General features: G+C 57.8%; 11 protein-coding genes. 6 read left to right on the forward strand and 5 right to left on the reverse strand.

Going from position 1 to position 12,616, the window contains the following annotated elements:
* The first annotated feature begins 128 nt into the window (after window positions 1–128).
* Together KUV39_RS16770 and nusG are read left to right on the forward strand one after the other, a co-directional pair.
* Entirely contained in the window at window positions 129–656 is a 528-nt protein-coding gene (locus tag KUV39_RS16770) for a hypothetical protein (protein WP_222460404.1), read from the forward strand.
* The gene (nusG, locus tag KUV39_RS16775) at window positions 653–1,303 is read left to right on the forward strand and encodes a transcription termination/antitermination protein NusG (protein ID WP_222460405.1); all 651 of its coding nucleotides are present in this window, start codon (window positions 653–655) and stop codon (window positions 1,301–1,303) included. The genes KUV39_RS16770 and nusG overlap by 4 nt, the downstream gene beginning before the upstream one ends.
* A 1,030-nt stretch (window positions 1,304–2,333) precedes the next feature.
* Here the strand turns inward: nusG and KUV39_RS16780 are convergent.
* The 3 genes from KUV39_RS16780 to KUV39_RS16790 all read right to left on the reverse strand — a co-directional run bounded on the left by KUV39_RS16780 (window position 2,334) and on the right by KUV39_RS16790 (window position 6,612).
* Window positions 2,334–3,584: a dicarboxylate/amino acid:cation symporter gene (locus tag KUV39_RS16780; RefSeq protein ID WP_222460406.1), complete on the reverse strand. Its 1,251-nt coding sequence runs from the start codon at window positions 3,582–3,584 to the stop codon at window positions 2,334–2,336.
* 215 nt (window positions 3,585–3,799) lie between these two features.
* Window positions 3,800–5,233 (reverse strand): cysteate racemase, encoded by a 1,434-nt coding sequence (cuyB, locus tag KUV39_RS16785; protein ID WP_222460407.1) that lies wholly within the window; start codon window positions 5,231–5,233, stop codon window positions 3,800–3,802.
* On the reverse strand, window positions 5,230–6,612 hold the full coding sequence (locus KUV39_RS16790) for an aspartate ammonia-lyase (protein WP_244998433.1): 1,383 nt from the start codon (window positions 6,610–6,612) through the stop codon (window positions 5,230–5,232). The genes cuyB and KUV39_RS16790 overlap by 4 nt, the downstream gene beginning before the upstream one ends.
* Window positions 6,613–6,810: 198 nt before the next feature.
* On the opposite strand from KUV39_RS16790, the gene KUV39_RS16795 reads away from it, so the two are divergent.
* Window positions 6,811–7,704, forward strand: coding sequence for a LysR family transcriptional regulator (locus KUV39_RS16795; protein ID WP_222460409.1), 894 nt, complete (start codon window positions 6,811–6,813; stop codon window positions 7,702–7,704).
* A 29-nt stretch (window positions 7,705–7,733) separates the two neighbouring features.
* Here KUV39_RS16795 and KUV39_RS16800 read toward each other — a convergent pair whose 3' ends face one another.
* Both KUV39_RS16800 and KUV39_RS16805 read right to left on the reverse strand, forming a co-directional pair.
* Window positions 7,734–8,642: a LysR substrate-binding domain-containing protein gene (locus KUV39_RS16800; protein WP_222460410.1), complete on the reverse strand. Its 909-nt coding sequence runs from the start codon at window positions 8,640–8,642 to the stop codon at window positions 7,734–7,736.
* A 222-nt stretch (window positions 8,643–8,864) separates the two neighbouring features.
* Entirely contained in the window at window positions 8,865–9,752 is an 888-nt protein-coding gene (locus KUV39_RS16805) for a LysR family transcriptional regulator (RefSeq protein ID WP_222460411.1), read from the reverse strand.
* Window positions 9,753–9,854: 102 nt separating this feature from the next.
* Between KUV39_RS16805 and cuyA the strand changes: the two genes are divergently transcribed.
* The 3 genes from cuyA to KUV39_RS16820 all read left to right on the forward strand — a co-directional run bounded on the left by cuyA (window position 9,855) and on the right by KUV39_RS16820 (window position 12,615).
* Window positions 9,855–10,928, forward strand: a complete 1,074-nt coding sequence (gene cuyA, locus KUV39_RS16810; RefSeq protein ID WP_222460412.1) for a D-cysteate sulfo-lyase — start codon at window positions 9,855–9,857, stop codon at window positions 10,926–10,928.
* A 34-nt stretch (window positions 10,929–10,962) separates the two neighbouring features.
* Window positions 10,963–11,826 carry an amino acid ABC transporter substrate-binding protein gene (locus tag KUV39_RS16815; protein WP_222460413.1) on the forward strand — a complete coding sequence of 288 codons (864 nt, stop codon included), beginning with the start codon at window positions 10,963–10,965 and terminating at the stop codon, window positions 11,824–11,826.
* Between the two features lie 72 nt (window positions 11,827–11,898).
* The gene (locus KUV39_RS16820) at window positions 11,899–12,615 is read left to right on the forward strand and encodes an amino acid ABC transporter permease (protein WP_222460414.1); all 717 of its coding nucleotides are present in this window, start codon (window positions 11,899–11,901) and stop codon (window positions 12,613–12,615) included.
* Window position 12,616: the final 1 nt, after the last annotated feature.

Consider the following 12,616-nt stretch of genomic DNA (forward strand, 5'->3'; position numbering starts at 1 on the left):
AGACAATGAGAATGAAAAAGAAAGACAGCAACGCGGACACTCAGCCCGGGTGAGCCTGTGGATAAGTTGGACTTGCAGAGAAAGAGGTTGGGTATGGACGTGAGCAAACAGCAAGAGGGGGAAAGCGGGTGCAGGAGCTGTTGATTGCCCCGCTGGATCTGATGGGGCTGACCAAGCCCGGAACCATGCGCAAGGAGCAGTTCGAGCTGATGCGCCGGGAGCTGCGGCAGAAGCTGGCCTATATGAGCCAGCAGGGGCTGATGAGCCTCTGCGAGTGGTGTCAGCAGCATCCGGGCGGCAAGGAGCGGGATCGCTTCCCGATCGCGCTGCATGTGTTGGATCAGGCCCGCCGTATTGAGCCGCCAGAGGCGGGGCCATCGCCATTGATGCTAAAGGTCTTTGCCCACGAGATCGGGCAGAAGGCGATCAGCGAGGGCTGGGCGCCTGAACTGCATGTCTGGCTGAAGGGCAACCGCCAGTGGCCGGGTGCCTGGACGCTGAGCAAGATCCGCGAGAGCGCCGATGAAGGCGTGCGGCGGCTGCGGGACATCGAGAGCCGTCTGGCGCGGGTGGGGGAGGTGAGCCGGGAAGAGGAGCAATTCCGCCAGAAGCGTCGGGCTGCGATCCGCCTCTGCGAGGACATGGTTGCATCATGAGCCTGCAAGACCGAACCGTGGGCACCGAGATGGATTGGTATGCTGTGAAGCTGAAGGCGCGCCAGAATGGCGGGCGTCGGGAGACGCTGCTTGGGGTTGATTATGAGACTTACAAGGCGGGCAATGGCCGGATGGCGCGGCGCAAAGTGAAGGGCTCCGGTCAGCGGGTGTTTGTGCCGGAGCTGGTGCTGCAAAAAGCGGGGTTTGAGGTGTTCCTGCCGGTGAAACGGGAATGGCAGCGGATCAGTCGCTTTCGCCCGGAAAAGGAACTGCGGTCGCGTCCCGCCATGGAGGGATGGCTGTTTGTCGGTTGGCCCGCGGGTCAGGCGCGGTTCCATGAGCTGATGGCTCTGGATGTGGTTGCGGGAGTGATGGGGGCAGGGGGGCGGCCTGTTCGGATCTCGGACGCCAAGGTGCGTTTTCTGATGCGCAAGTTTGGTGGTGGCCGCAAGCGCCGCAGGAGCTCAGATGTCGACCAACCCCGGTTCGCTGCGGGGGATCTTGTTCGGGTTGAGGCCGGACCACTGGAAGGGCAGAAGTTTGCACTTCTGGATGTGACCGGCGGCTCTGCTCGGGCGGTCATGACCCTGCTGGGCAAGGATGTTGAGGTTGAGCTAGAGCAGGAATTTCTGGCTGCTGCCCAATGAGTTAGGTGTAAAGTTGCATGGCTTATTGTTAAGCGCAGAGCGGTGTTAAGCCGAGGCACTTAACACCGAGGCAAGTGAACCGGCAGGATCATCTGAACAGACTGCGTGAACCAGCGCTCGCCAACGGGCAATACGGCAGACTGCGATCTCTGCAAGGCCTCACCGAGACAATCCAGAGCTGATGAAGAGAAAAAGGGACCGTACCACGGTCCCTTTCCATGCGGGTGGGAAACCCCCCGAGGGTTCGGCAGTCTGACCCGCTTTGCAAAGCCTTAACACTTCAAGCCTCACTTAACAAAACGGCTTAACACTTCGATTGGAGGTTTGGCCGGATGGGATGGAGAAAGTTTGGAAATGGCGGCCAGTCAGGCCAGCGGGGAGTGAGTCGCGCTGGATTCACAATGAATCTGCACGAAGTCTCGTCGAACAAGTGGCGGCAGTTAGCCCAAGCTCGATATTCGTGCCAGGCGCAGCGCGCACTCCGCTGCGGGCACGAGTTTCCGGGGCCTCCTTCCCAGAAGCGGACGCTCAACGAGGCGGCGTGGCACCCTTCGATGCCGCGATCAGTGTAGACGTCAGCGACGCGTAGGCAGCTGACTTTTCAAAGCCTCGCGCAATCACCTAAACGGACATCCGGATAGACATTGAGGTGGGTAGCTTGAGCCCTTAGCTGCCGTCGCCGCCTGGCTTGGATGTTGCAGGTGCATTCGGCGGCTTACAGCCCTAAGCCGTCTCTCGTTGGGCACCGGCAAAGAGCCCTTTCCGAAAGCGCTGAAATTCTGCTGCGGGCGCGAAAAGTACGTGAACCCGCTTCGCCGACGATCATTCCATGCTGCGTTGCAACGACAGATTTGGTCATTCCTAAAAGCCCGGGAAGGAATCGACGACCAAAGGCCGTTCGTCGAAGATATTCCTCTGCCACTGGCAACCCGCGTTAACCAGCCGAGGAGGATGTTTTTACGGTCAATTCAGCCCAAAAGAAAAAAACGGCCGCCCCTTCCGGTGCGGCCGCAATGATGTGCCTTTTTGATTACGCCCGCGAAACGTCGGGAGTTTTCAGCACATGGGGAGTGTCATACGCCTCAAGGTCAATTTGATCTTCGGACTTCGCAATGAGCACGGTGCAGGCTGCGTCGCCGGTGACATTGAGCGACGTGCGTGCCATGTCGAGAATACGATCGATGCCTGCAATGATGGCAACACCTTCCAAAGGCAGGCCGACAGAGGTCAGAACCAGCGACAGCATGACCAGCCCGGCCCCAGGAACACCGGCGGTACCGATGGATGCCAGCGTCGACGTCAGAATGATTGTGACATATTCCGACATGCCCAGTTCTATACCAAAGGCCTGTGCAACAAAGAGAGCGGCAACGCCCTGGTACATGGCGGTTCCGTCCATGTTGATAGTTGCGCCGAGCGGCAGGGTAAAGCTTGCGACTGACCGGTTCACGCCTAGGTTCTGTTGAACCGCAGTCATGGTTACAGGTAGTGTTCCCGAAGAGGAGGTGCTGGTGAAAGCCACGATCTGCGGTTCAATGATGCCTTGAAAAAAGCGAACCGGACTTAGGCGGGCGAAGACCGAAACGAGCCCGCCATAGACAAACAACGCATGCAGGATGCAGCCGATATAGAGTGCGGCAATCACCGTCCCCAACGGAAGCAGAAGATCAAGCCCGTAGGTTCCGGCGACCCAAGCCATCAGTGCAAACACGCCGTAGGGGGCGAAACTGATCACTATCTCTGTCAGCTTGAGCACAACTGAATTCAGCGCTTCAAAGAATTCCCGCACCAGCTTGCCTGCGTCGCCAACCAGGTTGATGGCCAGGCCGAACATGATTGCAAAGAAAATGATCTGCAGAACGTTTCCGTCTGCGGCGGCGGCCACCGGATTCTTCGGGACGATTCCGATTAGCTGCTGGATAAAGGGCGGAGACGCTTTGGGTTCCATTGCAGCAGCAGTGCTCAGGTCAATGCCCGCGCCGGGTTGCATCAGCAACCCCAATGCCAAGCCGATCGTGATCGCAAATGCAGTCGTGCCGAGATAGAACACAATCGACTTCAGGCCAATACGACCCATTCGCGCCATGTCGCTGACGGATGTCATGCCGCAGACGAGCGACACGAAGATCAGCGGGACAATCAGCATTTTGATGAGCGACAGGAACAAGGTCCCGATGTTCTTGATCATGCCGGCAATGGCCTGATTGCCGGTCGCGTTCAGCAGAATGCCTGTAATCACCCCAAGGACAAGTGCGATTACGATTTGCTTCCACAAAAGCATGTTTCTCCAAGGTGCCAAAAACCCTGTTTTTTGACTGATATTCGCCATAAGGACCTCCCTTTCCAAGGCAGCCAACCGGATCGGGCTGCCGACAGTCGCAGCATGGTACCAGTTCGATGACAGGCAGCGTCGCGCAAAAAAGGAAAGGGCGTTGCAAACTTTGCAACGCCCTTTTAGCTCCCAGGAAGAAGCCGCATTTAGCCATGGTTAGGACCCTAGGCCTTTGCCAGTTGCACGCATTTACGGGCCAGCACATCGGTTGGATCAACGGCCGGCGCCCCCAGATCGCCGACGCCTGCCGTCACAAGGATAGGGAGTTCCGTGCAGCCGAGAATGACAGCCTCGGCGCCGCGCGTGACCAAGTGGGAAAACGCCCGGGTAATCTGCTCCTTGCAGAGACCTTCGGTATGCCCAGCCTTGACGCCGGCCGGGCCGTAAATGCACTCCATGACCAAGTTTTGATGCTGCTCGTCGGGGACGATGTGGCAAAGACCAGCCTCCTCAAGCGCCTGCTGATACAGGCCGCTTCGGATTGTTCCATCGGTGCCGAGAATCCCGACCGTCCGCGTCCCGGGAGAGCTTTCTCTGATGTGGTCAGTGGCTGCTGACAGAATGCTAATGATCGGTATGCCGAGATGGCGCTGGATACGGTCGACATAGGCGTGGGCGGTATTGCAGGGGATGACCAGAATATCGGCCCCGCCGCGTTCCAGCTTCTTGCAGGTGGAATAGAGGGCGACTGTCGGATCGGTTCCTGATCCCACCAGGTTTTCAGTCCGGTCGGGGATTTGCGGGTTTTGTTCGACCAGCACCTTGATGTGATCCTGATCGCAGGCGGCCTCTGTACCCTTGACCAGCTTGGCTAGAAAATCCACCGTCGCGGCAGGTCCGACACCGCCAACCACACCGACCTTGAACCGGCGCCGGCGGTCTGGTTGCGTCTCCTTCAGCGCATGTTCCGCATAAACCGCCGCCGTGTCGATTGCTGTCATCCCGTCCAGCAGGTCAAGCTGATCAAGCAGCAGGGGCAACTCGGACAGCCCGGGCACAAAAACCGCCGCCCCCTGCTCCGAAAGGCTGGAAAGGGCTGCGTTGATGGGTTGCAGCACCTCCTCCCTGCGGTTGCCTGTTTTGAAGCCGTTGCCGCCATAGACAGCCTCCATCACGGCGCTTTCTAAGTCCGCGGCAGGATAGACAACCTGCACATCCTCGCCGAACAGGTTCTCAAACAGGCCGTTTTCCCTGACAAAAGGCGTTGCGATGACGCCAATTCTGGCTGGCTGCGGATCCAGCCTAGCAACTGCGGCTGCAATTGCCTCCGTCATGCTGACTAGTTTCAGCTCCAGTTCATCTTCCAGTTCATGCAGGAAACTATGCGTGACAAAACATGGCAGAAGTGCCGCATCACATCCTTCCCGTTCCATGCGGGACAGCGTATCAAATACATAGAGTTTACGGTGTGTGGGGCTGTAGTGAGGTTCCTTGGGGGAGACTGGTTCGCGCAGTGGCTTCTGATGGAAAACCAGCTCCCTATGATCCTCTTCCGACCTGACCGGGGTGTTCTGAACAATTCTGTTCAGCAAGTCAGCCCCGGCAAGGGCGCCCAGGCCGCCGACAATTCCCAGACGCAGAGACTTGTTACTGTTCATTGGGCTTCCTCCCGCATCTTGGCCTGAAGATGTCTCAGGGCCGTCTCGGCCAATTCTTCCGGTAAGGCCGGCATTGCAGCGGATTGCAGGCTCAGCCCGTTTGCCTGCGCATATTTAGCAAGTTTGGTTGCGGCCTCATAACCGATCAGGGGGGCGAGCGCGGTCACATGCACAAGACTATTGCTCAGCAGCATCTGGCATCTTTCTTCATCTGCTGCGATGCCGTCCACGCAACGGGTTCGCAGCACATTCATTGCACTGGTTAGAGAGCCCATCGTTTCCAGTACCTTATGGATGATAACAGGCTCCATTGCGTTGAGCTGGAACTGGCCTGCTTCGGCGGCCATCGTCACGGTCAGATCGTTTCCGATCGCCTGGTAGCAGACCTGGTTCACCACTTCCGGGATAACCGGATTTACTTTCCCGGGCATGATGGAGGACCCGGCCTGCACTGCAGGCAGAATGATCTCGCCGATTCCTGCGCGCGGGCCAGAGGACATGAGGCGCAAATCGTTGCAAATCTTGGACAGTTTGATGCCAACCCGCTTAAGCGTGCTGGAAAACATCACAAAGGCGCCGAGATCAGAGGAGGCCTCTATCAGGTCCGGGGCCAGTTGTAGTGGTTCGCCCGTGATGTCCCGCAAGTGCGCAACGGCTGTTTCCCCGAAATGTTCGGGTGCATTGATGCCGGTGCCTATCGCCGTGCCTCCAAGGTTCACTTCGGTAAGAAGGCGGGAAAGGTCGCACAACCGATCGGCGTCCTCATTGATCGTTGTTGCAAACCCCCGGAATTCGGCGCCGAGCGGCATGGGTACAGCGTCCTGAAGCTGCGTACGGCCGACCTTCATAATATGCTGAAACTCGGTTGCCTTTTGGCCGAACGAATTGGTCAGCCCGTGCATTGCCTCGATAAGAGGGGGAATTCGGGAGAGGACAGCCAGACGGATTGCTGTGGGATAAACGTCGTTTGTGGATTGTGAGCGGTTCACGTCGTCATTCGGGTGAAGCCGGCTGTAGACGCCAAATTCCGCGCCAAGCTTTCTAAGCCCGAGGTTAGCAATGACTTCGTTGGCGTTCATATTGGTCGATGTGCCGGCGCCGCCCTGCATCACATCGACAACAAACTGATCGTGATGCTCCCCGGTGATAATCTCATCGCAGACGGCGGCAATGGCTGCCGCTTTCTCAGCAGGCAAAGCACCCAGATCCCGGTTTGCTAGTGCGCAGGCTTTCTTGACCGAGGCCAGCCCAGCGATCAATTCCGGATAGTGGCTGATAGATACGCCAGTTATCGGGAAGTTTATCAGCGCCCGCTGGGTCTGGCTGCCCCAAGCGGCTGCCAGTGGAACTTCCACAAGGCCGTGGCTGTCGGTTTCCATTCTATGTTTGCTCATGATCTGGGGCCTTTCTGCGGTCCGGCTGTACCCGCCTGAAGCGTGGGGCACAGAAACTGGGCTATCGTTCGGGCCAAACCTACTGCCGGGCCGTGCCCGCAACTATGACAACCAACGCAATGGCATTGCTTTTTTTGCAACCAGCCCCTAGCATTTACTCATTTCTTCAAGCGGAGGAGACAGATGGAGATCGACTGGCTGGAAGATTTTTTGGCACTGTCCGCTGCAGGGGTATTTGCCCGGGCCGCCGATGCGCGCAACATTAGCCAGTCCGCTTTCACGCGGCGGATCAAGAATCTGGAGAACTGGACCGGGACACCCCTGTTCGATAGGAGCGTGCATCCGGTCGAGCTCACTGCCGCAGGCAAGGCGTTCAAGCAAACCGCCATCGATACCGTTGCTGCGCTGAAACAAACCAAAAGCGATATCCGCGGCCTGTCCCGCCGGGAAGCCTCAGTGCTGGACTTCGTTGCGCTTCACACCCTGGCAATTTCTTTTTTTCCCACCTGGCTGACAGGTATGTCCAGCCATCTAGGCCCCATCAAGTCCAGGCTGGTCGCGGAAAACTTCTCAGGCTGCGCTGAAGCGATATTGAGCGGCAATGCAGATTTCATGCTGTGCTATTATCACCCGGCGGTGCCTACTATTTCGGATGAAAACCGGTATCCGTCCTCAACGATCGCAAAAGACCAGATAATTGCCGTCAGCTGTGTTGGCGCCGATGGGCGTGTCAAATACAGCCTGGCCGCAGACAACCCGGTTCCGTTTCTGTCCTATCCGCCCGATACTTTTCTGGGTCGGGTCTCCCAAGTTTGCCTGGAACGGGGAAACCTGGGTGACGCAGTGGAGCCCGTTTACGAAAACTCCGTTGCCGAGGCGCTCAAATCCGCCTGCCTTGCCGGGCTTGGCGTGGCTTTTCTGCCAGAAGGAGCCGCAGAACGGGAACTGCAAGACGGCACATTGCACAAGATCAGCAGGCCGGAATACGAATTGGCAATTGAAATCAAGCTTTATCGTTCAATCGAACGGTCAAGGGCAGAACTGGAGCGGTTCTGGATGCTGGCCCAGAACCTCTGAATAACTTGCCGAAACAGCCCAGCAATGTGCTAGCGTGCCGGAACGCCAGCACTTTCTGCTAGCTTCCAGAAGCGCTCAACGGATGGGCGGCTTCTTTCAATCGAGCGGTACAGTTTGATGGACATACTGCGTTCAGAAGCGTCGTCGCTGATGCGCACAAGTTTACCGTCATCTAACATCGGCAGTATTGTCATTCTGGGCAGCCAGGCCACTCCCAGTCCTTCCGCACAGGCTGCTTTCTGAGCCTCAGCCACCGAGTTTTCGCTGCGGATTTCCAGTTTTTCTGCCACCCCAGCCCGCTTGATTGAGATTTCGCTTAGCCGTCCCAGAAAGCTCTCTGGGGAATAGGCCAGGAAAGGCAGTTTACCTTGCTGGTCGAAACGGTAGAGCGCGTTGCCGGATTTGTCGGTGCCGGACACGGCTACAAGCCTGTCATCCGCGATCTTGACCGAAGGGTAACGGTCGTCATTGGACATGGTCGCAATGGACGGATGATCATAGCACAGCATGAAATCTGTAGTTCCGGCCATTAGCGTTTCCACGCAGTCAGAGAAATTCTCAACCGCAAACCTGGTGTTGATCGGGCCTATTGCGGCCGAGATTGTTTTTAGCCACGCAGGGGTGAATGAAATGGCAAGTGTATGCAGAGCGGAAATGTTTATTACGTCACCCGCACGCCTTGTAAGCTGTTTCAGGTCTTCACGGGCAAGGCGAAGGGAACACACAGTCTCATAGGCTGTTGCTCGAAAGGCTTCTCCCGCTGGTGTCAGAACCACCGGATGCACGCTTCTGTCAAAAAGGTCCGCTCCCACCCAGTGCTCCAGGTTTCTGATTCTGCGCGTAAATGCAGACTGGCTGATATTCCTGGCATAGGCGGCCTTAGCAAAGATTCCCGCCGAGGACAGCGCGAGGAAGTCTTCCAGCCAATCAATTTCCATTCCAGTTCTCCCTAGGATGCAATGGAGTGTAATGGCGAAGGAAGATGGATGGCATTGCAAACATTGCATGGAGGTTGCAAAGTTCAATCTGAGGTTTCGCCCTTTGTCCCTTTTGCGGACTAAGGGTACACCTCAAATCGCTTTCTCATTGCTGATGCATGATAGTCGGCTTTTCCAGGAACAAGCGAGGATAACGGCTGCCGCTGGCGTTTCAAGCTCCAGTCAATCCAGATCAGCAACTGATTTCCGGAAAAGTGCTCCGCGCGGATTGGACACATGGGTATAAAGAACGATATCCAGTGGCAGACGGCCGTACTCGGGGGAGAGAATGACAGCATCGCCGGAAATGATGTGGTTCTGAATGAGGGAGTGAGGCACCCAAGCGGCGCCGGTTCCTTCGAGAACCATCTGAGAAATCCCCACCGAAAACGCGCTTTCTACCGTCGACCTACCTATCCAAGCACGTTCAGCCTTGTTTTGATGCAGCGAAACAATCTGCCCGAAGAAACTACCGGAAGGATAATCAATGCAGGGAGCATCCGGCGGCAGTATCTGGCCTTCCAAGAGATCATGCCGCAGCGCGCCGCCGACGACGGGAAGCAGGGTGTCCCGCCGCCAGACATAACGGTCAACGGTATCGTCAAAAGGCACCTGTGGCAGTTCGCGGTACTCATAGCTCACAAGAACATCGGCTTCGTGGCGCAAAAACGTTGACATGGCCGATACCTGGTTTTGCGTCCGCAGCCGGATTTGCGGCGTCCGGCCGCTGGTGCGGAACTTGCGGAGAATCTCTGGGACAACAGACACTGACAGCGAGTGCTGCGTCGCCAGCACCAGCGGCTCACCAGTGCCTTCCGAGTTCTTCAGGTGCCCATGCAATTGCCGCAGATGTGCCAGCAGAGCCCGGATCTGTGGCTCGCTTTGAAGCAAGGTGGGGGACAGTTCTACCCGGTTGGCCTCGCGGATCAGCAAGTTTTTGCCAATCCAATGTTCCAAGGCCCGTATGCGCCTGGAAAAGGCCGGCTGCGTCACGTTCCTTCGGGCTGCCGCGGCAGTCAGGCTGCGTTCTTCCAGCAGGATCAGAGCATCTTCTAGAAGGCGTGTGTCCATACTTACCCATACAACTTGTATGAGCAGCCTGCAATATTTGCATTATTCAGCAGTTCCTGCAGCGGGTAGCCTTACAAAAGATACGCAAAAGGGATTAAATGCATGAACAGCGCAGTGACAGATGACACGACTGCAGCGGATGGCAACCTCATTCTGGTAAAGCGCGCACTTGAGAACTTCACGCGCGTGCGGCTGGGCCATCTGCCAACTCCGCTGGAGCCACTGGACAGACTGAGCGAAGAACTGGGCGGGCCGCGCATCTGGGTCAAACGCGACGATTGCACCGGTCTTGCATCGGGCGGCAACAAGACCCGCAAACTTGAATTCCTGATGGCCGAGGCACTGAAACAGGGCGCCGATACGGTAATCACCCAGGGCGCCACCCAATCCAACCATGCCCGCCAGACGGCAGCCGCGGCGGCCAAACTGGGGCTGAACTGCCATATTCTTCTGGAAGACCGCACGGGCTCCAATGAAGAGGCCTATAATTTCAACGGCAATGTGCTTTTGGACCAGCTGCACGGCGCAACCATCTCCAAGCGGTCCGGCGGCGCCGACATGAACGCAGAGATGGAGATCCTGGCCGATGCGCTGCAGGATCAGGGTCGCAAGATATACATCATCCCCGGCGGCGGTTCAAACCGCGTTGGCGCATTGGGCTATGTGAATTGCGCTGCCGAACTGGAGGAACAGGCCGCGGCGATGGGGCTGAAGATCGGCGCGCTGGTCCATGCCACCGGAAGCTCCGGCACCCAGGCGGGCCTGGTGGCAGGCCTTGCAGGCCTGGCCAGCGATATTCATCTGCTCGGGATCGGCGTTCGGGCACCGCAGGAAAAACAGGAAAGCATGGTCTTTGATCTGGCCTGCAAGACCATGGATTACCTTGGAATGGGGGTTGAAATCGACCGGGCCTCGGTTCGGGCGAATTGCGATTATGTAGGGCCAGGCTACGGGCTGCCGACCGAGGGCATGCGCGAGGCCCTTTTGAAGCTGGCCCGGCTCGAAGGGCTCCTGTTTGACCCGGTCTATTCGGGCAAGGGGCTCGACGGCCTGATCGATCAGGTCCGCAAGGGGTATTTCGACGGCATGGAGAACATCGTTTTCCTGCACACCGGCGGCAGCGCAGCGCTGTTTGGATACCCCGGTATTTTCGGCCTGCCGGGTTTTCAGGGCTGACAAAAGCAATAGACAAATCAACAGGGAGAAAAACATGAAACTACTGAAAACAGTGGCCGCTTTGGCCTTCGCTTTGGCCCTGGCGGCTCCGGCCTCAGCCCAGGACCGCACCGGAACCCTGGCCAAGATCGATGCCTCGGGCGAGATCGTCATCGGGCATCGCGAAAGCTCGGTCCCGTTTGCGTATCTGGATGAAAACCAGAAACCGGTCGGCTACTCGATCGACCTCTGCATGAAGGTGGTCGAAGCGGTCTCTGCGGAACTGGGCAAGGAATTGTCGGTCAAATACGTGCCTGTGAACCCGAAGACCCGGATCGCGCTGATGGCCAATGGCACCATCGATCTGGAATGCGGTTCAACAACCAACAACCTAACCCGCCAGGAGCAGGTGGAATACCTGCCCACCACCTTCATCACCGGAACCAAACTGATGGTGCGCAAAGACTCGGGTATCAGCTCGGTTGCGGACCTGGACGGCAAGGCCGTTGCCCTGGCGCAGGGCACCACCAACGAGCGCGCGGTCAAGGCAGCCATTGAAGAACTGGGCCTGGATGTGAAGGTGCTCCCGGTGCGCGACCATGCCGAGGGCATGCTGTCGCTGGAAACCGACCGTGTGGACGTGTATGCCACAGATCACATTCTGCTGTTCGGGCTGATCGCCAAGTCGAAGACCCCGGACGCATTTGCGGTCGTCGGCGATTTTCTTTCCTTCGACCCTTATGCGCTGATGGTGCGCCGCGACGACAGCGCCTTTGAACTGATCGGCAAAAAGGCCCTGGCCGAAGTGTTCCGCTCGGGTGAGATCAACGGGATTTATGCCAAGTGGTTCGATCCGCTGGATGTTGCTCAGACTGACCTGCTGAAGGCCGCATTCCAGCTTAACGCGCTGCCGGAGTAACGGTTTACCGCACATGCACGGCCGGGCCATCGCAACTCGCGGGGCCCGGCAGCTTCATCAGGGTATTGACTCATGAATTACAACTGGAACTGGGGTGTCCTCTTTGAAGAGGAGTACTTGGGCTGGCTGATATCAGGGCTGGGTTGGACCTTTGCGGTCGCACTTTCTGCCTGGGTGCTGGCCTTGGCCGTGGGTGTGCTTGTCGGCGTCGGGCGCACGCTGCCGTCACGGCCCGTTGCCGCCCTCTGCACCATCTATGTCGAGCTTTTCCGCAACGTGCCGCTTCTGGTGCAGCTGTTCCTTTGGTACTTCGTCATGCCCGAAATCGTCCCCGACGATCTCGGCCGCTGGATGAAGCGGGACATGCCCAACCCTGAGTATGTCACGGCTGTAATCGGCCTGGGCCTCTACACCGCCAGCCGCGTTGCGGAACAGGTCCGCGCTGGGATAAACGCCGTCGGCCCCGGCCTGACCAGCGCCGCCTACGCTAACGGCTTCTCCACCGCGCAGACCTACCGCTATGTGCTGCTGCCGATTTCCTTCCGGCTGATCGTGCCGCCGATGACATCCGAGTTCCTGACCATCTTTAAGAACTCTTCGCTGGCGCTCACTATCGGGCTTCTGGAACTGACCGCGCAAAGCCAGCAGATCGCCGAATACACCTTTCAGGGGTTTGAGGCCTTTACCGCTGCAACCGTCATCTATGTGGTCATTGCGCTTGGTGCGACCGTGATTGCGCAGACCCTGGAAAAATACACCCGGATCCCGGGTTTCGTCGGAAAGGGCTGAG

Source organism: Phaeobacter italicus (assembly GCF_019801785.1).
GTDB lineage: Bacteria > Pseudomonadota > Alphaproteobacteria > Rhodobacterales > Rhodobacteraceae > Phaeobacter > Phaeobacter italicus.

Coding starts and splice junctions, on each gene's coding strand:
- nusG (WP_222460405.1), top strand. CDS start 653: ATGAGCCTGCAAGACCGAACCGTGGGCACCGAGATGGATTGGTATGCT.
- KUV39_RS16780 (WP_222460406.1), bottom strand. CDS start 3,584: ATGCTTTTGTGGAAGCAAATCGTAATCGCACTTGTCCTTGGGGTGATT.
- cuyB (WP_222460407.1), bottom strand. CDS start 5,233: ATGAACAGTAACAAGTCTCTGCGTCTGGGAATTGTCGGCGGCCTGGGC.
- KUV39_RS16790 (WP_244998433.1), bottom strand. CDS start 6,612: ATGGAAACCGACAGCCACGGCCTTGTGGAAGTTCCACTGGCAGCCGCT.
- KUV39_RS16795 (WP_222460409.1), top strand. CDS start 6,811: ATGGAGATCGACTGGCTGGAAGATTTTTTGGCACTGTCCGCTGCAGGG.
- KUV39_RS16800 (WP_222460410.1), bottom strand. CDS start 8,642: ATGGAAATTGATTGGCTGGAAGACTTCCTCGCGCTGTCCTCGGCGGGA.
- KUV39_RS16805 (WP_222460411.1), bottom strand. CDS start 9,752: ATGGACACACGCCTTCTAGAAGATGCTCTGATCCTGCTGGAAGAACGC.
- cuyA (WP_222460412.1), top strand. CDS start 9,855: ATGAACAGCGCAGTGACAGATGACACGACTGCAGCGGATGGCAACCTC.
- KUV39_RS16815 (WP_222460413.1), top strand. CDS start 10,963: ATGAAACTACTGAAAACAGTGGCCGCTTTGGCCTTCGCTTTGGCCCTG.
- KUV39_RS16820 (WP_222460414.1), top strand. CDS start 11,899: ATGAATTACAACTGGAACTGGGGTGTCCTCTTTGAAGAGGAGTACTTG.